At 63.8% G+C, this 25529-nt stretch carries 23 protein-coding genes; 11 read left to right on the top strand and 12 right to left on the bottom strand.

The genetic code is table 11. The features are described 5' to 3' along the window. Nucleotides 1–318, bottom strand: a complete 318-nt coding sequence (locus ACVOLV_RS10605; protein ID WP_481554362.1) for a hypothetical protein — start codon at nt 316–318, stop codon at nt 1–3. A gap of 747 nt (nt 319–1065) precedes the next feature. Between ACVOLV_RS10605 and ACVOLV_RS10600 the strand changes: the two genes are divergently transcribed. Together ACVOLV_RS10600 and ACVOLV_RS10595 are read left to right on the top strand one after the other, a co-directional pair. Beyond that, nucleotides 1066–2976 carry an alpha/beta hydrolase family protein gene (locus ACVOLV_RS10600; RefSeq protein ID WP_481554361.1) on the top strand — a complete coding sequence of 637 codons (1911 nt, stop codon included), beginning with the start codon at nt 1066–1068 and terminating at the stop codon, nt 2974–2976. A 112-nt stretch (nt 2977–3088) separates the two neighbouring features. After that, nucleotides 3089–3865 (top strand): glucose 1-dehydrogenase, encoded by a 777-nt coding sequence (locus tag ACVOLV_RS10595; RefSeq protein ID WP_481554360.1) that lies wholly within the window; start codon nt 3089–3091, stop codon nt 3863–3865. Nucleotides 3866–3873: 8 nt separating this feature from the next. Here the strand turns inward: ACVOLV_RS10595 and ACVOLV_RS10590 are convergent, their stop codons facing one another. From ACVOLV_RS10590 to ACVOLV_RS10560, 7 genes are all read right to left on the bottom strand, one after another. Then, nucleotides 3874–4269 carry a c-type cytochrome gene (locus ACVOLV_RS10590; RefSeq protein ID WP_481554359.1) on the bottom strand — a complete coding sequence of 132 codons (396 nt, stop codon included), beginning with the start codon at nt 4267–4269 and terminating at the stop codon, nt 3874–3876. Nucleotides 4270–4802: 533 nt separating this feature from the next. Then, complete coding sequence (gene prpB, locus ACVOLV_RS10585) at nt 4803–5690, bottom strand: methylisocitrate lyase (protein WP_481554358.1); 888 nt, start codon at nt 5688–5690, stop codon at nt 4803–4805. Between the two features lie 28 nt (nt 5691–5718). After that, nucleotides 5719–7398 carry an electron transfer flavoprotein-ubiquinone oxidoreductase gene (locus ACVOLV_RS10580; protein WP_481554357.1) on the bottom strand — a complete coding sequence of 560 codons (1680 nt, stop codon included), beginning with the start codon at nt 7396–7398 and terminating at the stop codon, nt 5719–5721. A gap of 63 nt (nt 7399–7461) precedes the next feature. Continuing rightward, nucleotides 7462–8382: a polysaccharide deacetylase family protein gene (locus ACVOLV_RS10575; protein ID WP_481554356.1), complete on the bottom strand. Its 921-nt coding sequence runs from the start codon at nt 8380–8382 to the stop codon at nt 7462–7464. Then, a complete protein-coding gene (locus ACVOLV_RS10570; RefSeq protein WP_481554355.1) occupies nt 8379–9314 on the bottom strand; it encodes a polysaccharide deacetylase family protein in 936 nt (311 codons plus the stop codon). The genes ACVOLV_RS10575 and ACVOLV_RS10570 overlap by 4 nt, the downstream gene beginning before the upstream one ends. After that, nucleotides 9311–9985: an isochorismatase family protein gene (locus ACVOLV_RS10565; RefSeq protein WP_481554354.1), complete on the bottom strand. Its 675-nt coding sequence runs from the start codon at nt 9983–9985 to the stop codon at nt 9311–9313. The genes ACVOLV_RS10570 and ACVOLV_RS10565 overlap by 4 nt, the downstream gene beginning before the upstream one ends. A gap of 27 nt (nt 9986–10012) precedes the next feature. Then, nucleotides 10013–11245 (bottom strand): MFS transporter, encoded by a 1233-nt coding sequence (locus ACVOLV_RS10560; protein ID WP_481554353.1) that lies wholly within the window; start codon nt 11243–11245, stop codon nt 10013–10015. 141 nt (nt 11246–11386) lie between these two features. On the opposite strand from ACVOLV_RS10560, the gene ACVOLV_RS10555 reads away from it, so the two are divergent. From ACVOLV_RS10555 to ACVOLV_RS10520, 8 genes are all read left to right on the top strand, one after another. Next, nucleotides 11387–11695 (top strand): hypothetical protein, encoded by a 309-nt coding sequence (locus tag ACVOLV_RS10555; RefSeq protein WP_481547873.1) that lies wholly within the window; start codon nt 11387–11389, stop codon nt 11693–11695. 20 nt (nt 11696–11715) lie between these two features. After that, nucleotides 11716–12558, top strand: a complete 843-nt coding sequence (locus tag ACVOLV_RS10550; protein WP_481554352.1) for an SDR family NAD(P)-dependent oxidoreductase — start codon at nt 11716–11718, stop codon at nt 12556–12558. Between the two features lie 107 nt (nt 12559–12665). Next, nucleotides 12666–13532 carry a polysaccharide deacetylase family protein gene (locus ACVOLV_RS10545; RefSeq protein ID WP_481554351.1) on the top strand — a complete coding sequence of 289 codons (867 nt, stop codon included), beginning with the start codon at nt 12666–12668 and terminating at the stop codon, nt 13530–13532. After that, on the top strand, nt 13529–14383 hold the full coding sequence (locus ACVOLV_RS10540; protein ID WP_481554350.1) for an HpcH/HpaI aldolase/citrate lyase family protein: 855 nt from the start codon (nt 13529–13531) through the stop codon (nt 14381–14383). The genes ACVOLV_RS10545 and ACVOLV_RS10540 overlap by 4 nt, the downstream gene beginning before the upstream one ends. 90 nt (nt 14384–14473) lie before the next feature. Next, complete coding sequence (locus ACVOLV_RS10535; protein ID WP_057634054.1) at nt 14474–14992, top strand: MaoC family dehydratase; 519 nt, start codon at nt 14474–14476, stop codon at nt 14990–14992. Nucleotides 14993–15002: 10 nt separating this feature from the next. Continuing rightward, on the top strand, nt 15003–16172 hold the full coding sequence (locus tag ACVOLV_RS10530; RefSeq protein ID WP_481554349.1) for an acyl-CoA dehydrogenase family protein: 1170 nt from the start codon (nt 15003–15005) through the stop codon (nt 16170–16172). 320 nt (nt 16173–16492) lie between these two features. After that, a complete protein-coding gene (locus tag ACVOLV_RS10525) occupies nt 16493–17671 on the top strand; it encodes a CaiB/BaiF CoA transferase family protein (protein WP_481554348.1) in 1179 nt (392 codons plus the stop codon). A 16-nt stretch (nt 17672–17687) separates the two neighbouring features. Beyond that, nucleotides 17688–18803 carry a CaiB/BaiF CoA transferase family protein gene (locus ACVOLV_RS10520; protein WP_481554347.1) on the top strand — a complete coding sequence of 372 codons (1116 nt, stop codon included), beginning with the start codon at nt 17688–17690 and terminating at the stop codon, nt 18801–18803. Nucleotides 18804–18896: 93 nt separating this feature from the next. Here ACVOLV_RS10520 and ACVOLV_RS10515 read toward each other — a convergent pair whose 3' ends face one another. Both ACVOLV_RS10515 and hrpB read right to left on the bottom strand, forming a co-directional pair. Beyond that, on the bottom strand, nt 18897–19253 hold the full coding sequence (locus ACVOLV_RS10515; RefSeq protein WP_282268299.1) for a hypothetical protein: 357 nt from the start codon (nt 19251–19253) through the stop codon (nt 18897–18899). 309 nt (nt 19254–19562) lie between these two features. Then, the gene (hrpB, locus tag ACVOLV_RS10510; protein ID WP_481554346.1) at nt 19563–22175 is read right to left on the bottom strand and encodes an ATP-dependent helicase HrpB; all 2613 of its coding nucleotides are present in this window, start codon (nt 22173–22175) and stop codon (nt 19563–19565) included. Nucleotides 22176–22396: 221 nt separating this feature from the next. On the opposite strand from hrpB, the gene ACVOLV_RS10505 reads away from it, so the two are divergent. Further along, a complete protein-coding gene (locus tag ACVOLV_RS10505) occupies nt 22397–23191 on the top strand; it encodes a TatD family hydrolase (RefSeq protein ID WP_481554345.1) in 795 nt (264 codons plus the stop codon). Nucleotides 23192–23239: 48 nt separating this feature from the next. On the opposite strand, the gene ACVOLV_RS10500 is transcribed toward ACVOLV_RS10505, so the two are convergent. Together ACVOLV_RS10500 and panE are read right to left on the bottom strand one after the other, a co-directional pair. Beyond that, nucleotides 23240–24412, bottom strand: a complete 1173-nt coding sequence (locus ACVOLV_RS10500; protein WP_481554344.1) for an OmpA family protein — start codon at nt 24410–24412, stop codon at nt 23240–23242. A 90-nt stretch (nt 24413–24502) separates the two neighbouring features. Beyond that, the gene (gene panE, locus ACVOLV_RS10495) at nt 24503–25441 is read right to left on the bottom strand and encodes a 2-dehydropantoate 2-reductase (protein WP_481554343.1); all 939 of its coding nucleotides are present in this window, start codon (nt 25439–25441) and stop codon (nt 24503–24505) included. Between the last annotated feature and the right edge of the window lie 88 nt (nt 25442–25529).

Genomic DNA, 25529 nt, shown 5'->3' with positions numbered 1-25529 from the left:
TCAGCACACCAGCACGAATTTGCCGAGGAAGATACCGAAGCCCAACATCCACATCGCCAGCATGGCCGGAATGCTGGCAATGCGCAGCAACCAGCGTGGGCGCGGCTGGGCATTGCGGGTAGCGCGGAAGATCAACACCACCAACAGGATCCCACCGACCACGAACAGGGCGAATACCAACCAGCCGAGCAGCCAGAAACCGGTGGATTTTCCGCCGGACTCCTGCGGGCACTGAGTCATGGCCAGCGCCAGCGGCGATGACAGATAGAGGGCGGCGGCGAACAGCGAACGGATCAAGCCGGGTGAAGCAAGAGACATGTGGACGAGTCCCCGAATGGATGCGTCAGGGGATGATCCTGCCACAACTTGCGTTCAGAACGTCTACACGCCTGACTTCACGCCGCAGTACAGAGCCCGCTGTTGTCTGATGTCAGGTAGCAATGGGGCCGGGATAGCGATCATTGCCGACGGCTTCATGCCGGCTTGTAGCTGCTGAGGACCACGGCCGCTGCGATCAGCAACCATAAGACACCCAGCACCGATGTGGCCTTGACGTAGGTACGGCGAAAGGCATCTCACTGCGGTTGTGGCAGACCTAACGCCAGGTGCTGTTGATCGCCAGTTCCAAGCCAAGCCAATAGCCGGGCACGGCACTATGCGCGACCGGCAGGATCTGCAGCAGCACTTCAGTGCTCCAGCATGAGGTAACCGGTCAGCTCGCAGGCGCTGTGCATATAGGCGGTGACGCTGGCGCGCAAGTCGACAGGTACGCGATCAGTGCTTGCCGATGAGCCGCATCGGATACAACGATGGCCATGCGCGTGCCAGCTACGCGCTTCGTCGGCGCCGCCAGATAGGCATCGAGCTCCCGCGCATTCAAGCTGATGTCGCTGGCGCGCAACGCGGGCGAGTAGCCAAAGCCGGGGCTGCTGCCGGATTACGGTTGCTGCACTGGCTCCTTTGGCATCTTCTAGCCGAAGAGAAAATGACATAGTCTCCAATTCAGGATTCTGACCGTTTGGGGAACGCGTCATGGGTAATGCAGGGAAAGCGAAGTTCCGATCCATGTTGTTGTTGGCATGCCTGGCATTTCTGGCGTGGCCGGCAGCGGCGCAGCAGGTACCGGTGGAGGCCTTTGCCAAGGCCAGCCCGTTCTCGATGCCGAGGCTGTCGCCGAGTGGCGAATATCTGGCCATGGGCACCGATTTTGGTGAAGGCAATCATGCGGTGCAGATACTGCGCCTGGGCGACATGCAGCGCACCGCAGTGCTGCGGTTGCCGCGTTTTGAAAGCCCGTACCAGATCATCTGGGTAAGCGACAAACGGCTGGTGATCGCCAAGGGACGCAAATACGGTTCGCTTGAAAAACCGCTGCCGATGGGCGAGATCATCGCCAGCGATTTCGACGGCCAGAACCAGCGGTACATCTACGGCTACGAGCAGCAGAACGCGGCGGCGGGTCTGGATCGCGGCTTCGGCTTCATCGAAGGTGTAGCCCAGGGCAATGATGGCCGCTTCTACATGCGCCAGCTCAAGCGCAACCCAACCAACTCGATGTTGTACCTGGTCGACGCGGGGCAGCGGCCCAGCTTCAAGTTGATCGCCAGCCTCAATGTGCCGAGCCTGCAGTTCGTGATCGATCGCAATGGCGTGGCGCGTTATGCATGGGGACGCGACGATGACGACAACCACCTGCTGTATGCGTCCGAAGATGGGCAGCGCTGGCAGCCGATTCCAGAGGGAAAAACAGGAGGCATCTGGACGCCGTATGCGTTCTCGGCCGACAACCAGCGCGTGTATGGTCGATTCAGTCGCAATGATGGGCCGACATCACTGATATCCAGCGCCGCTGATGGTAGTGACCGCGATACCTTGCTGGCGGATGGTTTCAGCAATGTGGGGTTGTCGCAATGGACGCGCGATCCGGCGGTACCCTTCGCTGCCTCGCCGGTGGCGGGGCGCCCGCAGCTGCAGTACTTCGACCCGGGCAAGCCCGAGGCGGAACTGCACAAGGCCCTGGCAGACCTGCTACCGGCACAGCACGTGACCATCGATGACGTGAGCCGCGACGGCCAGACGGTCCTGGTGCACCTGGCCAGCGACCGTGATCCGGGCGGCTGGTACGTCTTCCGGCGCGCGACCAACAAGCTGGAAAAGGTCTTGTCGCCGCGCGAAGGAATCGATCCGGCGTTGATGGCCGAGCGTCGCCCGGTGCGTTTCAAGGCCGGTGACGGAACGGAACTGGAGGCGATACTGACCATTCCGCGCAACAGCGAAGGCCGCAGATTGCCAACCGTGTTGCTGCCGCACGGCGGCCCGCACGGGGTAAGCGATGATTGGTTCTACGACAACGATGCACAGTTCCTCGCAAACCGCGGCTATCTGGTGGTACAGGTCAACTACCGCGGTAGCGGCGGCCGTGGAAATGCATTTGAAGAGCTCGGTTACCTGCAGTGGGGAACGCGTATCCAACAGGATGTGCTGGATGGCTTGAACCATGCGGCGACCCTGGGCCTTGCCGATACCTCGCGTGTATGCAGCTATGGTGCGAGCTTCGGTGCGTACTCGGCGATGATGCTGGCCGCGCGGCAGCCCGAGCTCATCCGCTGCGCGGTGGGCCTGGCCGGCGTCTATGACCTGAAGATGATGTACAAGAAGGGCGACATCAAGGACAACGCCTATGGCCGGAACTACCTGACGCGTGTGATCGGGCGCAGCGACGAGGAGTTGGCCGCCAACTCACCGACGAGTCTTGCGTCCAGCATCAAGGCGCCGGTGTTCCTTGCCCACGGTGAGCGTGACGAGCGCACGCCGATTGCACAAGCCAATGCGATGCGCGCGGCGCTGGTATCGGCCGGAAAGCCGCCCGAGTGGATGGCGGTGGCGGGCGAAGGCCACGGTTTCTATAACGACGACAACAGCGCGGCGTTCTATCGTGCGCTGGAAGCGTTCCTGGCAAAAAACATCGGCCAGTAAGCCTGCACGGGCACCGGAAGCGCTTGCGTGAAGGCTGCACGTCACCCCCGCTTCTGGTGGCGGGGTGTATGGTGGCGGGGTCGATGAATCGCCCGGACAGGAGCACGCAACCATGATCCCGCAAGCGCATTTCGATCTGACTGGCAAAGTCGCCATCGTTACCGGCGGTGGCAATGGCATCGGCCGCGCCAGTTCCCTGATGCTGGCCGCCTACGGCGCGGCCGTGACCATCGCTGATCTAAAGCTGGCGGCGGCGGAGAAAGTGGCAGCGGAGATCATCGCGGCCGGCGGCAAGGCCTTGGCGTTGGAGTGCAACGTGCTCAAGGACGAAGACCTGGTGCGCGTGGTCGAACGTACGGCTGCCGAACTTGGCGGCATCCATATTCTGGTCAACAACGCCGGTGGCGGCGGCGCTGGCCGCGAGAGCCCGTTCGAGATCACGTTGCAGCAGTTCGAGCGGCCGTTCCAGATCAATGTGTTCAGTGCGTGGCGGCTGTCGCAGCTGTGCGCGCCGCATATGCAGAAAGCCGGCTACGGTTCGATCATCAACATGTCGTCGATGAGCTCGATCAACAAGAGTCCAGCGATCAGTGCTTACGCTGCATCGAAGGCGGCGATCAACCATATGACTGCGAATCTGGCGCACGACTATGGTCCTGCAGGAATCCGCGTCAATGCGGTGGGGCCGGGCGCGGTGCGTACCGATGCCTTGGCGACGGTGCTGACGCCGCAGATCGAGCAGCGCATGTTGTCGCATACGCCGATCAAGCGCCTGGGTGAGGCCGATGATATTGCTGGCGCGGTGCTGTATTTCGCGGCGCCGATCTCCAACTGGGTCAGTGGCCAGACCTTGTTCGTCAATGGCGGCGGTGTGCAGACGCTGGATTGATGCGCCGCTTATTCGGGTAGCGTGGACAGGAACTCAATCACGGCCTGGCGACGCGCCGGGTCGGAGGTGGCGTTTACCATCTTGCTGCCGGGTACCTGTTTGGTTGGCGATCTGATGAAAGCGTCCAGGGTCTGTGCATCCCAGGTGATGTTGCTGGCCTTCATTGCTTCGGAGTAGTTGTAGCCCGGAGCGGTGCCGGCTTTGCGGCCAATCACGCCATGCAGATTGGGACCGACGCGGTGGCCGAGGTTGGCGCGGGTGTCGTGGCAACCAGCGCAGATGGCGAAGGCGCGTTCGAGCTCACGCTGATGTGGATCAGCGCTTGTGCTGTGGTTGAAGGCGTCGCGCTGGCCGCAGGCGCTGAGCGTCAGGCAGGCAAGAGCGATCAGTGGCAGGCGGGGCATTGCTTTCTCGGTGCAGGGGCGGCCGTGGTTGTTCGGCGTTGGCAATGATGGCCGGTGCTTGGAGGGGATGCAAAGGGTCTGGATTTTGTCGGGTTTGGGGGAGTTTGAAGGAATGGCTAAAGCAAAGGCAGAAGCAGAAGCTCCCCTCATCCGCCCGTTGGGCACCTTCTCCCGCAAGCGGGAGAAGGGAAGAGTCATGCATTTTCGGGTCTGTTGGAAAGCGCTCGAAGCAGAAGCTCGAAGCAGAAGCTCGAAGCAGAAGCCCCCTCATCTGCCCGCTGGGCACCTTCTCCCGCATGCGGGAGAAGGGATGCTTCAGAGCATTGCTTGAGCTTTGGCTTTTCGGCTCCGGACAGAGTTGGCGGAGTGCGCCGAAGCTAGTAATGCCAGCCCATGCAGAATCGAGACGAAGCAGCCCCTCTCCCGTTTACGGGAGAGGGGTAGGGGAGAGGGCAGCTTTTGAGCTTTTGGCATTTCAAGCTTCTAAGCTTCCAGGCCTTCCGGCTCATAGCTTCAAAGCCCCCACCAAAAAATCATCCCTTTTTCGCAGCAAGCGTCCTATCCAGACTCTGCTCAAACGTGTGATACCCGATCCGCTCATACAGCTCCTCGCGGGTCTGCATGGTGTCCACCACATTGCGCTGGTGGCCATCACGACGGATTGCGGTATACACATTCTCCGCCGCCTTGTTCATCGCGCGGAACGCCGACAGCGGATAAATGCACATCGCCACGCCTACCGAACCCAGCTCCTCGGTCGAGAACAGCGGCGTCTGCCCGAACTCGGTCAGGTTGGCCAACACCGGCACCTTCACCGCATCGACAAAACGCTTGTAGGTCTCAAGGTCATACGAGGCTTCGGCAAAGATGCCGTCGGCACCGGCCTCGACGCAGGCCAGCGAACGCTCGATCGCCGCGTCCACGCCTTCCATCTGGATCGCATCGGTACGCGCGATCAGGAAGAAATCCGCATCGGTCTTGGCATCGGCGGCGGCCTTGACCCGGTCCACCATCTCGCCCAGCGACACGATTTCCTTGTTCGGGCGGTGGCCGCAACGCTTGGCACCAACCTGGTCTTCGATATGGCAGGCCGCCGCATCGGCCTTGATCAGCGACTTCACCGTGCGCGCGATGTTGAACGCACTCGGGCCGAAGCCGGTGTCGATGTCCGACAGCAGCGGCAGGTCGCAGACGTCGGTGATGCGGCGGATGTCGGTGAGCACGTCGTCCATGGTGTTGATGCCCAGGTCCGGCAGGCCCAGCGAGCCGGCGGCGACGCCGCCACCGGACAGGTAGACCGCGCGGAAGCCCGCCCGCTTGGCCAGCAACGCATGGTTGGCGTTGATCGCACCGGGGATCTGCAACGGGCTTTCCTGTTTTAGCGCTTCGCGGAAGCGGGCGCCTGGACTGACAATGCTCATCAAAACTCCTGTGGGTTGATGGCGATGCTTACATCGCCGGATAGTTCGGACCGCCACCACCCTGCGGGGTCACCCACACGATGTTCTGGGTCGGGTCCTTGATGTCGCAGGTCTTGCAGTGCACGCAGTTCTGCGCGTTGATCTGCAGGCGGGTATCGCTGCCTTCGCCGACGAACTCGTACACGCCAGCCGGGCAGTAACGTGCTTCCGGGCCGCCATAGGTGGCCAGGTTGACGTTCACCGGCACGCTGGCGTCCTTCAAGGTCAGATGGCTGGGCTGGTCTTCTTCGTGGTTGGTCGAGGACAGGAACACCGAGCTCAGGCGATCAAAGGTCAGCACGTTGTCGGGCTTGGGATAGTTGATCTTCGGCTGGCTGGCGGCCGGCTCCAGGCACTCGTGGTCGGCCTTGGTGCGGTGGATGGTCCACGGCGCGTTGCGGATGCCCAGCTTGGGCAGCAGCCATTGTTCGATGCCGGTCATCAGCGTGGCCAGGGTGCGGCCCTTCTTGAACCACTGCTTGAAGTTCTTGGCCTGCATCAGCTCGGCCTTCAGCCAGCTGTTCTCGAAGGCTTCCGGATAGGTGCTCAGCTCATCACGTGAGCGACCGGCGACCAGCGCGTCGAATGCGGCCTCGGCGGCCAGCATGCCGGTCTTGATCGCGGCGTGGCTGCCCTTGATGCGGCTGACGTTGAGGTAGCCGGCTTCGCAGCCGACCAGCGCGCCGCCCGGGAATACGGTCTTGGGCAACGACAGGATGCCGCCGGCGGTGATCGCACGTGCGCCGTAGGCAATGCGCTTGCCGCCTTCCAGGTGCTTGCGGATCGCCGGGTGGGTCTTGAAGCGCTGGAATTCCTCGAACGGGCTCAGCCATGGGTTCTTGTAGTCCAGGCCGACCACGTAGCCGATCGAGACCTTGCCGCCTTCAGCGTGATACAGGAAGGCGCCGCCGTAGGTGTCGTTGTCCAGCGGCCAGCCGGCGGCGTGCACCACCAGGCCCGGCTCGTGCTTGGCAGGGTCGATCTGCCACAGCTCCTTGATGCCCAGGCCGTACGCCTGCGGGTCCTTGCCGGCGTCGAGCTTGAACTTGCTGATCAGCTGGCGGCCCAGATGGCCGCGCGAGCCTTCGGCGAAGATCGTGTACTTGGCATGCAGTTCCATGCCGCGCTCGTAGTTCGGTCCCGGCGTGCCGTCCTTGTGGATGCCCATGTCGCCGGTGGCCACGCCCATCACCGCGTCGTTCTCGTCGTACAGCACTTCGGCGGCGGCAAAGCCCGGGAAGATCGACACTTCCAGCGCTTCGGCCTGCTGCGCCAGCCAGCGGCTGACTTCGCCCAGGCTGATGATGTAGCTGCCGTCGTTGTGGAAGCACTCCGGCAACAAGGCGTGCGGCGTGCTCTTGGCGCCGGTTTCATTCAAGAACAGGAATTCGTCGCGGGTGACGGCCTGCCGCAGCGGCGCACCGCGCTCCTTCCAGTCCGGGAACAGCTCGTTGAGCGCGCGCGGGTCCATCACCGCGCCGGACAGGATGTGTGCGCCCGGCTCGGAGCCTTTCTCCAATACGCACACCGACAGTTCCTGGCCCTTCTCCACCGCCAGCTGACGCAGGCGGATGGCAGTGGCCAGACCGGCAGGGCCGGCGCCGACGATGACGACGTCAAATTCCATCGCTTCGCGCGGCGGCAGGGCGGTGTTGGCTTCAGTGTTCATGCAAGGGCTCTTGGGTAAAGGCCGGCGCGGGTTGAGCGACGACGGTTGCCTGGAACCGCCGCCTCAACGTGAGGCGGCGATGATCTGCGAAGGCGCAGCGTTCCAGATCAGCCCTGCGCGATCGGCCAGATGGGCGAACACGCGTTCCAGGTGCTTGATGCGGTGCGGCTGGCCCATCACCCACGGGTGGATGTTGAGCGCGAGCAGGCGACCCTGTCCGGTGCGCTGCGCTTCCTCCAACAGGAAATCGCAGGCATCGACCATCTGGTCCGCGTACTCGGCCTCGGCATGCAGATTTTCGCCGACGATGAAGCGATCTTCCAATTCCAGTGATAACGGCAGTGCGGTGAGCGGGCCGTTGGCGGTCTGGAAGGGGTAGGGAAGCTCGTCGTTGATCCAGTCGCCAAACCACTGCAAACCGGCCTGTTGCAACAGTTCCGGGGTGTTCTCGGACTGCGAGCGGGCCGGTGACAACCAGCCCTGGATGGGGGCGTCCGAATACGGGGCCAGCGCGGCCAAACTGCGCTGGATGTATTCAGCTTCGCGCGCCGGGTCCAGCCCGCCGTAGTGCACGCTGTCCATGTTCCAGCCATGCGCGACCAGCTCGGCGCTGCGCGCCTTGAGCCGGCGCAGCAGGGCCGGGTAGCGCTCGGCCAGTTCGCCATTGACCGCGGCGCTGGCGCGCAGACCGTACTTTTCCAGCGCATCCAGTACGCGGAACACGCCGACCCGGTTGCCGTAGTCGCGCAGGGTGTAATGGCGCAGGTCCGGGTAGGGCATGACCATGGAGCCGTGCGGCTTGAAGCCCTCGCCCTTGGGGTTGAGCGGGAAGTGCTCCAGGCTCAGGTTGATCCACAGCGCCAGCGGCTTGTCGTCGGGCCAGCGCACGGCTGGGCGTTCGGCGAGCATCGACCAGCTGTAGCGCGCGTGGTCCATGCCGTGGCGCAGCTGCTGGTACTCGAGGAAGCTGCGATCCAGGCTCATGCCGCGTCCTCCGCGTTGATCGCCGCCATCGAGGCCAGCGCGTCGTCGTAGTGCTTGTCCAGGTAGTGCTGGGCGATCTCGCGGCCGGTGGCCTTCCACACCTTGTCGTGGCTGCAGATGTAGTCCATCGCGTCGTGGAAGGCGGCCAGGCGGTGCGGGTGACTGACCTGGTAGGCATGCAGCGGCACGCACATCACCGTGCCGGAGTTTTCGCCTTCGGCGTACAGGCGGTCGAAGGCGTCCTTGATCATCTGCCCGTAGCGGCGCGGCTCGATCTTGTTGGTGACGTAGACGATGGTGTCGTTGAGCTCCAGCGAGTACGGCACCGAGACGAAGCGCTTGCCCGAACGGGTCTTCACCGGCGTTGGCTGGTCGTCGTGGAACAGATCGCAGGTGTACAGGCCACCGGCCTCGGAGAACAGGTCGATGGTGGCGTCCGAATGCGACAGCGCCGGTGCCAGGTAGCCATCGCAGTGCTGGCCGGTGTGTTCGGCGATCAGTGCCATCGAATGCGCGATCATCTCCCGCTCCTGCGCCTCGTCCATGCCGTAGGTGTAGCGGGTGTTGTAGATGCCGTGGCTGAAGAACTCCCAGTTGCGCTCTGCCGCCATCTGGATCACTTCCGGATGGTGCTTGAGCATGGCCGTGGACAGTGATACCGAGCCGCGCAGGCCGTACTGGTCCATCACCCGCATCATGCGCTGGTGGCCGACGCGGTTGCCGTAGTCGCGGGTGCCATAGCCCTGGATGTCGGGCAGTGGACGCGGCCACGGCTTGCGCTGCGGGTTGGCCGGCGGCGCGTACTCGTAGAACTCGATGTTGGGCGCGATCCATAGCGCCACGCGCGCGCCGCCTGGCCATTCGATCTTCGGCCGGCTGTCGTAGGGACAGTAATCGAACAGGCCCGGATCGGACTTTGGCGTGGCACTCATGCGCGCAAGGCCTGCAGCTGTGCGGCCACGTGCTCGACCGATTCCACGTCGCCGTACTTGAGCATGATGTCGCTGAGGTTGGCGAAGTGCGGGATCTCGTGCTTATCGGCCACGCATTCTTCCGGGACGATGCTGCGGTAGCCACGCGACAGGCTGTCGATCACGCAGGCGCGGATGCAGCCCGAGGTGGAGCCGCCGGTGATGATCAGCGTGTCGATCTTGTGGAAGGTCAGCAACGACCACAGGTTGGTTTCGAAGAACGGGCTGGCCATGCGCTTGTGCATGACGATGTCACCCGGCTGCACATCGGCGCGCGGGTCGAACTGCGCACGCTCGGAGCCGTGCTTGATGTTCTGCAACGAGTCCGGCGTGTTGGTGCGGGTGCCCCAGGTGCCGGCATCTTCGCCGGATTCCAGATAGGCAACATAGGTCCACACCACCGGCAGGCCGAGCGCGCGCACCTGCGCCGACAGCGCATTGATGTGCTCGATCTGCCGCGGGTCGGTCTCATACGCGGTCTTGAACGCGTCCATGTCGGTATAGGCGCGCTGCACATCGATGTTGACGATGGCTGGGCGCGCACCGAAACCAAACTTGGCGCGGTTGGGGTTGGCCTTGACCTGCTCCCAGTACTGGCGGGCGGTGAGGTTGGACGTTTCCATCACGGGCATGAGGTCTCTCCGTTGCAGCAGTGGGGATCAGGTGGCCGAAGCGCGGGAGCGTTCGTCGCGCACCAGCGTCGCGGCCAGCAAGGCCAGCACGATCAGCACGCAGATCAGGCTGAAAGCGATGTGGTAGCTCTTGGTGATGTCGAAGATCTTGGCTGTCACCCAGATGCCGAGACCGGCGGTGGTCGCATCGAGCAGGGTGATGGTGCCGAGGATCTTGCCGGCCGAGCTCAGACCGAAGGCGTTGACCGCCAGCAGCTGGATCATCGTGTACAGGCCGCCCCAACCCAGACCGAACAGGGCCAGCGAATACCAGATCAGGTCGGCGCGCATCGTCGCCAGGATCAATGCGCCCGCGGCCATGATGCTCAGGTTGAGCAGGAACACGCGCTTGGCCGGCAATACATCGGCAAGGAAGCCGAACATGAACTTGCCGACCATCGCCAGGCCGAACATCAGGCCAAGGCCGTTGCCGGCGGTGGCCGGTTCAAAGCCCAGGTCGCGCATGTGCAGGAACAGGTTCGAGGCCACCGCCATGATCGAGAAGAACGTCGTCATCGCCACGAACGCCAACACCCAGAAGGTGCGCGTACGCATCGCTTGCTGGTAGCTCAGGTCTGGCAGCGAGGCAGCGGCCGGCGTGCCTGCTGCGGCCTTGGCGGCCAGGGTGTCAGCGCCCCATGGCTGGATGCCGCCCGGGCGCGGGCTGCGCACGAACAGGAAGGCGATGATCAGAAAGGCCAGCGGAATCGCGGCTTCCCACAGCAGCGCGGCACGCCAGTCCATGGTTTGCATCAGGTGCACGCCGAGTTTGGGGAACACCATGCCGCCGAGGCTGGTACCGACCAGGGCAATGCCAATTGCGGTGCCGCGATGGGTGGCAAACCACTGCGAGACGAAGATCACCGCCACATTCAGGCCGGCGGCGACCAGCACCGCGGCAAAGCCGACGTGGATCCAGTACAGGTGGGCCAGCGAATGGATGTGCGCATAGGCCGCATACAGCGCCGCCAGCAAGGCGATGCCGGCCAGCACCAGTTTGCGCGGGCCGACCTTGTCGATCAGCGCGCCCAGGAACGGTGCCATCCAGCCGGCCAGCACCAGGGTGATCAGGTCGCGCAGCTTGAGCTCGCTGCGGGTCCAGCCGAAGTCCTTGAGCAGGGATTCGTCAAAGGCGGTCAGGCCAGTCACGGTCAGACCGTTGGAGACCAGCAACACCAACATTCCCACTACCGCCATCAACCACGGGTAATAACGCTTCATCAAAGCACCTCAATCGTTTGGGTTACGGCAGGTAGATACGCCGGTGGGGGTTTTCCGTCGCCGGCGTTGACCGGGGACGAATGGCATGCCTACACTTTGTCCGGACAAAGTGTGCCACAGTCTTTTACCCGGGAGGAAGCCATGCAAACCGTGATCGTCCTGTTCAACCTCAAAGCCGGCGTCAGCCGTGAGGAATACGAGGCCTGGGCGCGTGCCAGCGACCTGCCGGTGGTCAATGCGCTGCCGTCGGTGGAGAAGTTCGAGGTACTCAAGGCCAGCGGTCTGTTGATTGGGGAGGGTAGCTCCCCGTACGAGTACATCGAGCTGATGCGGGTACCGGACATGGCTGCGTTCGGCGCCGACCTCGCCGATCCGGCCGTTCAAGCCGGTGCAGCGCAGTTCCAGCAATACGCTGACAATCCGTTGTTCATCCTCACCAGCGCGCTGTAAGCGCACAAGGAACATAGGTCATGGCTCGTTTCCCCGAATTGCAAGGCAAGGTCGCACTTATCACCGGCGCTGGTCGCCGCGCCGGCCTGGGCGAGGGCATTGCCCGCCGTCTGCTGCAGGAAGGCTGCAAGGTGGTGCTGACCGATATCGGCCAGGTGCGTGGCGCCGAGATGCCGGTCACTGCGGTGGGGACCGACGAGGAGTTGGCCCAGGTTGCCGCCGAGCTGGTTGCCAGCAGCGGTGGCGAGTGCGTGGCGATGGCCCTGGATGTGCTGGAAGAGGCGCAGGTGGAGGCGGTGGTCAAGGCCACGGTCGAACGCTTCGGCCGCCTCGACATCCTGGTCAACAACGCCGGCATCGGTTACCTGATGAAGTCGCTGGTCGACATCGATGCCAGGGAATGGGACGCGGTGCTGGGTGTGAACCTGCGCGGCGCCTTCCTGACCATCAAGCATGCCGGCCGGCAGATGATCGCCCAGGGCGGCGGCCGTATCGTCAACATCGCCTCGCAGGCGGCGAAGTCTGCGTTCCCGCATGCAGCGGCGTATTGCTCGTCCAAGCACGGCCTGGTCGGCCTGACCCGCGTCGCTGCGCTGGAGTTGGGAGCGCATGGGATCAACGTCAACGCGGTATGCCCGAACCATGTGACTACGGGTCTTGGCGCATGGCAGAACGAATATTTCGCAGAGAAGCAGGGCAAGAGCGTGGAACAGTACCTGGCGGATATGCGTGCGCGCATTCCGGCCGGTCGTCCGGGTCTGCCTTCGGATACGGCCGCGGCTACCGCGTTTTTGTGCTCGGACGACGCGGTTTACATCACCGGCGAGGCGATAAATGTTTCTGGTGGTGAGGAGAACCACTGAGGCATTACCGCCGCATCCATCAGGTCGCTATTTCCACCTTCGCGGGAAAGGCGGCATAGACGCCAAGCAGCCCCCACCACGCAACCAACAACCGCACCGAGACCACCATGTCCAAACCCGTCTACCAGTGGCCCAACAATGCACGCCTGGCCTTGTCCGTGGTCGTCAATGTTGAAGAGCTCTCCGAGTACAACGTGGGCCAGGGTGACAAGATCACCGAGCCGGTGGACGAGCTGCACGTGACCTTGTCCAAGCCGGTGCGCAACTACGGCAACGAATCCAACTACCGCTACGGCATCAACGAAGGCCATGCGCGCGTATCCGCGCTGCTGGACAAGTACAACGTCACCAGCACCTATACCGCCGCTGCGGTGTCGCTGGAGCGCGCGCCGGAAATCGCCGGTTACCTGCGCGGCAGTCGCCACGAAGTGTGCTCGCACGGCCATCGCTGGATCCACCAGTTCCGCTTCAACGAAGAACAGGAACGTCAGTTCATCCGCGACGCCGCCGACAGCATCGAGCAGACCACCGGCGTGCGCCCGGTCGGCTGGCTGTCGCGCTACCTGCATACCGCGTCAACCCGTCGCCTGCTGCAGGAAGAAGGCTTCCTGTACCACATGGACGACTACTCGGCCGATGCGCCGTTCTGGGGTGATGTCGACGGCAGCGACAAGCCGATGATCGTGGTGCCGTACCAGCTCGATACCAATGACATGAAGATGTGGGTGGCGCCGTCCTACCTGCCCAAGGACTGGCTGGATTACGCCATCGACAGTTTCGACACGCTGTACGCCGAAGGCGAGTACAGCCCCAAGGTGATGTCGCTGGGCCTGCACCTGCGCATCATTGGCCGCCCAGGTCGCATTGGCGCGTTCGAGAAGTTCCTGCAATACGTCGCGCAGAAGCCGGGTACCTGGTACGCAACACGCCGCCAGATCGCCGAACACTTTGCTGCAAAGGTGAGCGCCGCATGAGCGCTGCATTGAACAATCCGCGCCGCTGCCTGCTGTTCGTGCCGGGCTCGCGCCCGGAGCGCTACGCCAAGGCGGTTGCCACCGGTGCCGACCAGGTCTGCATCGATCTGGAAGACGCGGTTGCGCCGGGTGACAAGGAGAGTGCGCGTGCTTCGCTGTTCGCGTTTCTTGCAGAGCGGCACGATGTCCGCGGTGAAATCGGCCTGCGCATCAATCCCTTGTCCACCGAGTTGGGTCAAGCGGATCTGAAGGCATTGGCGGCATCCGGTTTGAATCCGGCCTTCGTGATGTTGCCCAAGGTCGAAACCGTGGCCGAGCTTCAGCAAGCCGACAACGCGCTTGCTGCCATCGACACCGTGTTCATCGCGCAGATCGAAACGCCAAAGGGCTTGCTGGATGCACGCGCGCTTGCGACGGCAACTGCGCGTTTGCAGGCGCTGATGTTTGGTGGCTTCGACTACATCGTCGCGCTGCGTGGCCGCGCCGGCTGGGAAAGTTTCTTCCACCCGCGCGTGCAGCTGGCGACGATTGCCGCCGAAGCAGGCGTCGGCTGTCTCGATGTGCCCTTCCTCGACATCAAGGACGAAGCCGGTCTTGTCGATGAAACCGACCGCGTGATCGACCTCGGTTTCACTGCCAAGGCAGCGATCCATCCGGCCCAGGTCGAGCCCATCCAAAGCCGCTACCTGCCGACTGCCGTCGAATATGACCGCGCCCAGCGTGTGGTTGCGGCGCTGGCCGCCAGCGGTGGCGAAGCCATCCAGCTCGACGGCAAGCTGGTCGATCGCCCGATCGAAATTGCCGCCGAACGCGCTATCGCACTGGGTGCACTCGGCGTGCGCGCTGGCTGACCGCAACCCTCCATTGAACGCCTGATCACACCCCCTCTTTGACCAAGCTGCGCCCAGCGCCAGCCCAACACGCACCAAAAGGACATTGTCATGGTTCAGAACGTCAAGCAGATTTCCGAAAACCGCTTCCGCGAAACCTTCGGCCGCTACTACGAAGAGTTCAATGTCGGCGATATCTACGAGCACCGCCCGGGCCGCTCCATCACCGAGACCGACAACACCTGGTTCACCCTGCTGACGATGAACACCCATCCGATGCACTTCGACAAGGAGTACGCCAAGGCCTCGGAATTCGGCAAGGTCATCGTCTGCTCGCCGTTCACCGTGGCCTTGATGGTCGGCATGAGCGTCACCGATGTCAGCCAGAAGGCGGTGGCCAATCTTGGCTGGAGCGAGATCAAGATGACCCATCCGTTGTTCGTCGGTGACACCCTGGTCGCCGAATCGGAAGTGTTGGAGAAGCGTGAATCCAAGTCGCGCCCGGGCGCCGGCATCGTCACCTGCCGCACCGATGGCTTCAACCAGGACGGCAAGTTGGTCTGCACCTTCAACCGCACCATGCTGATCGCCAAGCGTGGGCATTCGGTGGAAGACAAGGTCAACTACTGAGGGCGCGATGATGAGCACTGAACCGGAACAACTGTGGGGCCCTGACGAAGAGCAGGCACTACTCGACTCGATTGACCATTGGGTGGAGAAGTCGGTCGCGCCAATCGCGCAGGAATACGATCTCGAAGACAAGTACCCGCATCACCTGGTCGAGGAGATGAAGGACCTCGGCCTGTTCGGTGCCACCATCTCGCCGCAGTACGGTGGACTTGGCTTGCCAGCGCGTATCTACGCCAAGATCGTGATCAAGGTATCGTCGGTTTGGATGGCGCCGACTGGCATATTCAACTCGCACCTGATCATGGCCGCGGCAATCGAGCGCTGTGGCACCGAAGCGCAGAAGCAGAAGTACCTGCCGCGCATGGCGACTGGTGAGCTGCGCGGCGCGCTGGGTCTGACCGAGCCCAATGCCGGCACCGATCTGCAGGCGATCCGCACGGTTGCCAAGCGCGACGGCGACCATTACCTCATCAACGGCGCCAAGACCTGGATTACCAATTCCATGTATGGCGACATGGTGCTGCTGCTGGTCAAGACCGACCCTGAAGCGCAGCCGCGCCACAAGGGCATGAGCATGTTCATCGCCGAGAAGGGCCAGGGCTTCATCGTCGCCAAGAAGATGAAGAAGTCCGGCTACCGCGCCATCGATACCTGTGAGCTGGTGTTCCAGGACTACAAGGTGCCGGCGGACTGCCTGCTCGGCGGCGTTGAGGGTCAGGGCTTCCAGCATGCCGTTGGTGGTCTGGAGCTTGGCCGCATCAATGTGGCGGCGCGCGGCTGCGGCATTGCCGAGGGCGCACTGCGTCTGTCGGTGCGCTATGCGCAGGAACGCATGACCTTCGGCAAGCCGATCGCCGAGCACCAGGCCATCCAGCTCAAGCTGGGTGAGATGGCAGCCAAAGTTGAAGCCTCCAAATTGCTGATCGAGAGCGCCGCCAATGCCTATGACAAGGGCGAGCGCTGCGACATGGAAGCGGGCATGGCCAAGTACTTCGCAACCGAAACCGGCGCCTATTGCGCGCAGGAAGGCATGCGGATTTTTGGTGGCTACAGCTACTCGGTGGAGTACGACATCGAACGCTTCCACCGTGACGCCATGTTGATGTGCATTGGTGAAGGCACCAACGAAATGCAGCGCATCATCATCGCCAAGCAATTGGTGGCCAGAAACAAGATCTGAAGGTTCAAGCAGACCAGGGCCCTCTCCCAAATGCATCAGACGCAAAGCCCCTCTCCCGCTCGCGGGAGAGGGGTTGGGGTGAGGGGAAGCTCTACGAGCGAAGTCAAAAGCTCCCCTCATCCGCCCTCCGGGCACCTTCTCCCGCAAGCGGGAGAAGGGATAGATCAAAAGCAAGGCCAAGGCGAAAGCCAAAGCCAAAGCAACAGCACCAGCAACAGCAACAGCACCAGCAACAGCAACAGCCAAGTAGACGCAACAGCAGCATCCCTTCACCGCGGTCCTCAGCCGCCGCGGTGCTTTTTACAAACCAGAGGCCACACATGAAAGACCTTCCCCTGCAGGGACTGCGCATCCTTGCCGTCGAACAGTACGGTGCTGGCCCCTATGGCTCGATGCATCTGGCCGACCTCGGCGCGGAAGTCATCAAGATCGAATCCCCGCCGGGCGGCGACGTTTCGCGCGGCACCGGTCCATATTTCCTGGGCGAAGGCGACAGCCTGTTCTTCCAGACCTTCAATCTCAACAAGCGCTCGCTGCGCCTGGATCTGAAAGCCCCCGAAGGCCGCGAAGTCTTCGAGAAGCTCGTCGCCAGCGCCGACGCCGTGCTCAACAACCTGCGTGGTGACCAACCCGGCAAGCTCGGCCTGGACTACGCCACGCTCAGCCAGCTCAACCCGAAGATCGTCTGCGCCCACCTGTCCGCCTATGGTCGCGACAACGAGCGCGCTGCGTGGCCGGGTTATGACTACCTCATGCAGGCCGAAGCCGGCTTCATGGCGCTGACCGGTGAGCCCGATGCGCCACCGGCACGCTTTGGTCTGTCGATGGTCGACTTCATGACCGGCACCACCCTGTCGATGGGCCTGCTCGCCGCCATCATCGGTGCAATGCGCACCGGGCTTGGCCGCGATGTCGACGTCAGTCTGTTCGATGTGGCCCTGCACCAGCTCAGCTATCCGGCCACCTGGTACCTCAACGAAGGCCACCGCACCGAGCGCCTTTCGCGCAGTGCGCACCCGTCCACCGTGCCGTGCCAGGTCTATCGCACCTCTGACGGCTGGGTGATGGTGATGTGCATGCTGGAGAAGTTCTGGCAGACCTTCGTTGAAGGCATCGGCAATCCAGCCTGGGCCGCTGAGCCGCGCTTTGCCGATTTCGCTGCGCGCCGTGAGGTACGTGAGGAACTGACCGTGCTGGTCGATGCGATTCTCAGCACCCAGCCCACCGCTTATTGGACGCAGAAGTTCGCCGGCCGCATTCCGATCGCGCCGGTGTTGGATATCGCCCAGGCGCTGGATAATCCCTATGTGCGCGATGTCGACATGCTGCAGGACGTCGAACATGCACAGGGCACGCAGCGTCTGCTGCGCAACCCGCTCAAGCTCGATGGCCAGCGGCTGAGCGGCAATGCCTGCCCGCCTCTCAATGCCGATGCCGACGCGCTGCTACGCGAGCTGGGCTACAACGATGCAGACCGCGCGCGCCTGCTCGGCGCCTGATGCAACGGAGTCGATGATGAAACTTGAAGGTGTACGCGTACTCGATCTGTCGCTGTTCCTGCCCGGCCCGCACCTGACCATGGTGATGGCCGACCACGGCGCCGAGGTGATCAAGATCGAGCCGCCCAGCGGCGAGCCGGTGCGCGACGTCGGGCTCAAGCAGGCCGGTGTCTCCACCTGGTTCCGCAACACCCATCGCGGCAAGCGCTGCATCGTGCTGGATCTGAAAAGCGCTGATGGCAAGACCGCCTTCGCCAAGCTGGTGGAGTGGGCTGATGTGGTAGTGGAAGCATTCCGCCCCGGCGTCGCCCAGCGCCTTGGCATCGACTACGCCAGCTGCAAGGCGATTAACCCGAAGCTGGTGTACTGCTCGATCAGCGCCTTCGGCCAGACCGGGCCCAAGGTCAACCGGCCCGCCCACGATCTGGCGATGCAGGCCGATACCGGCGTGGTGAGTTTGAACCGGGCGCCGGACGGTACGCCGGCCATGCCGCATATGCCGGTGGCCGACATGGCCGGCTCGCTGATGGCGCTCAACGGCATCCTGATGGCCTTGTTCCGCCGCGAGCGCACCGGCGAGGGCGACTACATCGATCTGTCGATGCAGGACGCCTTGATGGCGTGGTTGCCGAACGTACTGGGCCCGCCATTCGCACTTGGCCGCGACCCGGTCATCAAGGAAGAGCGCAGTTGGGGCGGCAATGCGCTGTACAAGCTGTACCGCTGCGCCGACGACCGCTGGATCGCACTCGGCGGTGCCGAGCACAAGTTCGCCGAGAACCTGTTGAACGCGCTAGGCCGCGCCGACCTGATCCATCTGTGCCATCTGCCGCCGGGCAGCGGTCAGGACCCGGTCAAGGCGTTCCTGGCCGAAACCTTTGCCCGTCGCACGCTGGTGGAATGGACGCTGTTCCTGCACGACATCGACGTGTGCTGGGCGCCGGTCAAGACCTTGACCGAAGCCTTCAATGATCCGCACACACGTGCGCGCGAAATGGTCTGGACCGATGCACAGGGCGGTACCCACCTGGGCATTCCGATCAAATTCGCCAACGAGCCGGGGCGTATCAACCCGCAGCTGGACGACGTCGGTAAATCCACCGCAGCCGTACTGGCCACACTAGGCCTCTAGCAAGCTGCAGGACCTGCTCCCTCCCTTGCGCAAAGCGCAGGGGAGGGCCGGGGAGGGGTAGCTCTTGCCTCAAGCACAACCCCCCAAAAAAACTCAGGCGTCGCTACCAATATCGCTGGTCTCATCAGTCACGCTGGCCGCATGACGGCGACGCTGCGCGATCTGCCGCGACTTGGCCTCGATGGCCTCGTTGTCGCGCTTGTTCTTGCGGTACAGCGCATAGCCAATCAGCCCCAGGCCGACGGCCGCAACCGCGACAGTAGCGGTGGGGTTGCGCTTGGCGACGCGGGTGACGGCACGGCCGCCGGTCTTCATCGCACCAATGGCGGCGCCGGTCTTGAGCCATTCGGCGGCGCTGGAACCACCGTGCTTGATGTTGCCACCGGCGCTGTTGACCAGTTCCAGTGCACGCTCCAGTGCCGGGCCGGTAATATCGCTGAACTTGCTCATGTGGGGACTCCATGTAGATGAGGGCCAGACCCCCATTCTTACCAGAGGGCCGTGTAGGGGATGTTAGCCGGGAAGCGTTGGGTGTGGTTGTGGAAGGCTGAAGCTGGAGTAACGAGCACTGCGAACGTCAAAAGCTACCCCTCCCCAACCCTCCCCTGCGCTGTGCGCAAGGGAGGGGGCCGAAGCGGCTGCGCTGCATACTGCCAGAGTGCCAGCAGCCGCCCCTCCCTTTGCCGCAGGCAAGGGGAGGGTTGGGGAGGGGTGCTGTTGCTCTTGCTCTCGCCTCTGCCCCCAATCCCCAATCCCCAATCAAGTCCCCCGCGGCTTCGCCCGATGCGTCGCCGTAGCACTCCAAGGATCATCCGGCCACGGATGCCGCGGATAGCGGCCCTTCATCTCTTTCTTGACCTCGGCATAGGTGTTCTGCCAGAAATTGCGCAGGTCACCGGTCACCTGCAGCGGCTTTCCACCCGGCGACAACAAGTGCAGCAGCAAGGGCACACGCCCATCGGCAATACGCGGCGTGTCGGCCAAGCCAAACAGCTCCTGCAGCTTCACCGCCAGTACTGGTGGGCGCGGGCTGATGCCGTCATCGTCCAACGCATACTCGATGCGTCGCTCCATTCCAGAGGGCACGCTGATGCGCGTCGGCGCATGACGATCCACCAGTTGCCGCTTGCTCCAATCAATGCCGGATTTCAGTGCTTCACCCAGTTCTTCCTCGGACAAGGCTTCCAGGCGTGTCTTGCCGTTGAATGCAGGTAGCAGCCAATGGTCCAGCGTCTCCAGCAAGGCCGCATCGGACAGATCGGGCAGCTCCAGCTCCGGCATCCAGCGCCGCATTCCCATCACCCGCCAGCGCAACTGCTGCAGATTTTCGGTCCACGGCAATGCTTCCAGTCCCAGTTCGCGGACCGCATCTGTCAGTGCGCGTGCGGCGCGCGCCGGGTCCACCTGGCCTGCAGGGCGGCTGTCCAGCACGATGCGCTCGAAGCTGCTTTCACGACGTGCTTCCAGTGCGCGCTTGGCGCTGTTCCAGCGAACGACATCCTGCGTCCTGAAACGATCAGGGAAGTCGCGGCGCAGGCGTTGTTCATCCACCGGTGCCGCACGCAGGATCAGCGCATCACGTGGGTCATGGCGCAATTCGCTGATCACCAGCCAGGGCTCGCCACGCAGGTCGCTGTTGTCGAACTGGCGTGCGCTGCGGCCATTGGCCAGCTGGTAGCGCTGTGGGTCGTTCGGATGCTGGGTGGCAATGCGGTCAGGGAAGGCGTGGGCGAGCAGGTCGCCGAGTTCATGTGCTTCGATATCGGCTGGCGGCGTCGCATCGCAACGCAGGCGACGGCGCCATTGCTTGGCGGCCGCATCAATCGCGGCCAAGCCACCGCGGTTGGCGTCGTAGGGCGCGCGGCCATTGCGGAAGGCGGCAAGGGCGCGCCAACGCGCGGCCAGTGCGTCACCGCCCTGACGCAGCGGATCGCGTGCTTCCAGCAGTGCGGCAACATCGGCGGCCAACGCCTGCTCGCGCGGATTGCCTGCAGACAGCAGCATCGCCGCCATACGCGGATGTGTACCCATTGACAGCATGCGCTTGCCCAGCGCGGTGATGGTGTTGTCTGCGCTCAAGGCGCCCAGCCGCTGCAGCAGCTCGCGCGCGGCCGACAGTGCACCGCTGGGCGGTGGATCGACGAAGCGCAGATCGTCACTGCCCCAGGCTGCCAGTTCCAATGCCAACCCGGCCAGTTCCACCTGCGCCATCTCCGGACGTCGCTGTGGCTCCAGCCGCTGTGATTGCGGCCACAGCCGCCACGCCCAACCGGAAGCAACGCGGCCCGCACGGCCGGCGCGCTGGTCGGCCGAGGCCTGCGAGATGGTCACCGCATCCAGCCGCGAAAAGCCGCTGTTGGGGTCGTAGCGCGGTTCGCGCGCCAGCCCGGCATCGATCACCACGCGCACGCCGGGCAGGGTGACCGAGGATTCGGCGACATTGGTGGCCAGTACCACGCGGCGGCGGCCGTCGGAATCGGGCTGCAGCACGCGGGTTTGTTGCTCGATTGGCAGCTCGCCGTGGAGGGGGAGCACGTCAAACCCTTCTCCCGCCGGGAGAAGGTGGCGCGCAGCGCCGGATGAGGGTGCGGGCGAAGCCTCATGCAATTGGGCCGTGCGGGTGGCTGCGCCACTTACCCTCTCCCCAACCCCTCCCCCTGAGGGGGAGGGGCTCAAAGCGGCTTGCACCCGCGCAATCTCCCGCTGCCCCGGCAGGAATACCAGCACGTCGCCAGGATGCTCGGCCAGCGCCTGTTCCACCGCGCGCCGGGCCTGCGCTTCCAAGGCCTCGTCACGCCGGGCCGGGAAATGGCTTATCTCCACCGGATAGCTGCGGCCTTCGCTGGACAGCCGCGGCGCATCCAGGAACTGCGCCAATCGTTCACCATCCAGCGTTGCCGACATCACCACGATGCGCAGGTCGTCGCGCAGCTGTGATTGCACGTCCAGCGCCAATGCCAGGCCGAGATCGGCGGACAGATGGCGCTCGTGGAATTCATCGAACAACAGGGCGCTCACGCCCTCCAGCAGCGGATCATCCTGCAGCATGCGGGTCAGGATGCCTTCGGTGACCACCTCGATGCGGGTACGCGCGGATACCTTGTTCTCGAAGCGGATGCGGTAACCGACGGTCTCGCCAACCGGTTCACCCAGCTGCTTGGCCATGAAGGTCGCGGCACTGCGGGCGGCCACCCGGCGCGGTTCCAGCATGATGATCTTGCCGCCCTTCAGCCACGGCGCATCCAGCAGCGCCAGCGGCACCTGGGTGGTCTTGCCGGCGCCGGGCGGGGCTTCCAGCACCAGCCGCGTGTGCGCTTCCAGTTGCTGGAGGATGTCGGGGAGTAGCGGAGTGATGGGGAATGCTATTGCCATTGCAGCATTGTAGAAGCCGTGCGCCAGATGCGCCGCCGGAAATCCGTAGCCCGGGTAAGCGCAGCGCACCCGGGGCTCTGCGCATGGCATCTGACGAATCCGCGAAACGCCCCCGGGTGCGCTGCGCTTGCCCGGGCTACCGGGCTCCGTTCATGCAGCACAGGGCTTGCTTGTGGCCAAACCTCTACAATTCACCTTTCCGCCTCACCACACCCAGCTCAATGCAACTGATCGACATCGGCGCCAACCTCACCCACGAATCCTTTGATCGCGACTTGGACGCGGTGCTGGAGCGCGCCCGCGCCGCCGGCGTGGTGCAGATGGTGATCACCGGTGCCAGCCGCGAGCATTCGCCGATGGCCTTGGAGCTGGCGCAGCGTCATCCGGGGTTCCTGTACGCCACGGCCGGCGTGCATCCGCACCACGCCAGCGAGTACACCGAGGAATGCGACGCGGAAATGCGCGCACTGCACGCGCATCCGGAAGTGGTGGCGGTGGGCGAATGTGGCCTGGATTTCAATCGCGACTTCTCGCCGCGTCCGGCCCAGCGCAAGGCCTTCGAGCGCCAGCTGCAGATCGCCAGTGAGAACGGCAAGCCGCTGTTCCTGCACCAGCGCGACGCGCATGACGATTTCATCGCGATGATGAAGAACTTCGATGGCAAGTTGGGCCCGGCGGTGGTGCATTGCTTCACCGCCGAGCGCCGCGAGTTGTTCGACTACCTGGACCGCGATTGGTATATCGGCATCACCGGCTGGCTGTGTGACGAACGCCGTGGCGCGCACCTGCGTGAGCTGGTCAAGCACATCCCGGCCGAGCGCCTGATGATCGAGACCGACGCGCCGTACCTGTTGCCGCGCACGATGCGGCCGCTGCCCAAGGACCGCCGCAACGAGCCGGCCTTCCTGTCGCATATCGTCGAGGAACTGGCCCGCGACCGTGGCGAAGACGTGGCGGTCACCGCCGCCAATGCCACTGCCGCGACCCGCGCGTTCTTCCGTCTGCCGCAGCTGTGATTGCAAGGCCGCACACCGCGGCCCTGGTAAATCAGCAGCTAACCGGCTTTACCTGACGATTACAGCCGTCGCTGCTGACGCCGGCGCGGCATCGTCCTGTTCGGATCGCAGGCGTTCAACCACCACCCAGCCGGCGCTCAGGTACTCCAGGCGCGCATGCACCCAGATCTGCCGCCCATCGGCCAGGTCCGCGCGGTATACCAGCAGGTTGAAATCGTCCCAGTTGTAACCGGCACTGCCCGAGTATGCAGCGCGCAGGGTTTGCGGAACCGATTCGGCCTGCTCCTTGGGAATGCGGCCTTCGAACACCTTGGTGGCATTCACCGCTGCCATCATCGCCTCGAGGTTGCGGCGCACTTCGTGCATCGAATACGCGTGCTCGCCCTTGTCGAAATCGGCCGCCCAGGTTTTGCCTGCGACCTGCTTGAAGTGCTCACCGGTCCAGATCGGGAAGCTGTCCAGATCGCGCTGGACTGGCGTGTTGCGGTCGCCGTAGCCTGCAGGCAGCGTCAGGTGCGGGAACTCGCTGGACCACTGCGCGGTGGCGCTGAACGGCACTTCTTCCAGCACCACCAGCCCGGCATGCATGTCGTCCAGCGACAGCTGCACCCACACATTGCGCTGTGCCTGGCGGATCACGTACACGCTGGTCGGCGCATCGGAGCTGTTGTTGACCGCATCGATGAAGCCGCCGCCGATCTCGTCTTCCAGCTGCGGGCCGTAATAGATATCGCGGCGCTCGGGGCCGTCAAATACCTTGTTGGCACCTGCGGCAACGAGCTGGCTGTCGAGACTGCGGCGCAGTTCCTGTGCGGAAAACTCCTTGCCGGAACTGCTCTGGGTGGCGATCTGCGCTGACCAGCTCGGCCCTTCCACCCAGTGCACGCCGTCGCCAAGACGCATCGGAAAGCGTGCCCAGGCGCGCAGGTGCGGGGTGTTCAAGGGTTCATAGCCCTGCGGCAGGGTCAGGAAAGGCAGCTCGCCGAGAGGCTTGTCGGTCACCTCGACGCCGCTGATATCGAAGGCCAGCACCGGTACCGGTTTGCCTTCACGGTCGTGGATGCCGCCTTGTGCGGATGTAGCGCCCGTGGGCGTGGTATCTGGCGTGTCAGCGGAAGTGGCCGTTGTCGGCGCTGCCGCCTGCTCCGGTTGCGGCCGATTGCAGCCCAGCAACATCGCTCCCAACACGCAGCCCAAGGTCAGCGTATGTCGGTTGATCATGTCGGTCCTTCGCGCGGTCAGCCCCTGTACCCGCGACGATAGACCAGTCCGGAGACGGCTGCATGCAGCCGCCTCCCCGGCGGCTGCGCATCAGCTGCCGCGCTGTGCCTCATAGGCCTGCAGGTGGCAATACGCGGCCTGCAGCAGCGGTGCAGCCTGACCGGCGGCAAGTGCACGGCCGAGCATGTCGCCGACGATATGCGCCGCTTCCACGCGTTGGCCGGCTTCCAGATCGCGCAGCATCGAGGCCTTGGCCGGCGAACCGGGCTTGGTGATTGCGCCCAGTGCGATCTCCTGTGCCTTCGCTGGAATCGGCTGCCCGGCCTGCGCGGCGACCGCCAGGCATTCGGCATACAGCGCCTGCATGAAGGCGGTGCCGTGGTCGCTGGCAACGATGCTGCCGACGTCGGCGCGCATCAGGCAGGTGCCGGCGGCGAGTGCGGTCAGGAAGCTGTACTTGATCCACTGTTCCTGGGCGATATCGGCCGAGGCGACGTGATCGATGCCGGCGCTTTCGCAGGCCTTGGCCAGTGCTGCCACGCGTGCGCTGTCGGTAGCGCCGTCGCGTTCGCCGAAGGTGATCTTGGCCGGCTTGTCCAGGTGCAGCACCGCGCCGTCGTCGCTCTTGGTGGCGCTGATGAAGCACAGGCCGCCGAGCACGTTTTCGCGGCCGAAGCGCGTATCCAGCGCAGCGTAATGACGCAGGCCATTGAGGATCGGCAACACGGTGGTATTGGCGCCAACCGCTGGCGCGATCGCGTCGATCGAGCTGTCCAGGTCATAGGCCTTGCAGCTGAGGATGACCAGATCGAAAGGTTGTTCATTTGCCAGCTGCGGCAAGTTTTCGGCGGTGACGTGCGCAACCGGGAATGTGGCGTCACCGAGCGGACTGCGGATCACCAGGCCATCGCGGTCCAGCTGGGCAGCGCGGTTGGCTCGCACCAGGAAAGTGACATCAACGCCGGCCTGCGCCAGCCGACCACCAAAGTAACCACCGGTACCACCGGCACCGAGAATCAGGATGCGCATCGGGTTGGATATCCATCAACAAAGGGGAGTGAAGCCATCATAGGTGTTCGGGGTGTTGTAGGAGCGGCGTCAGCCGCGAAGCTCGTAC

Source organism: Stenotrophomonas sp. STEN023 (assembly GCF_056760135.1).
This window is presented reverse-complemented; position numbering and strand designations above follow the sequence as displayed.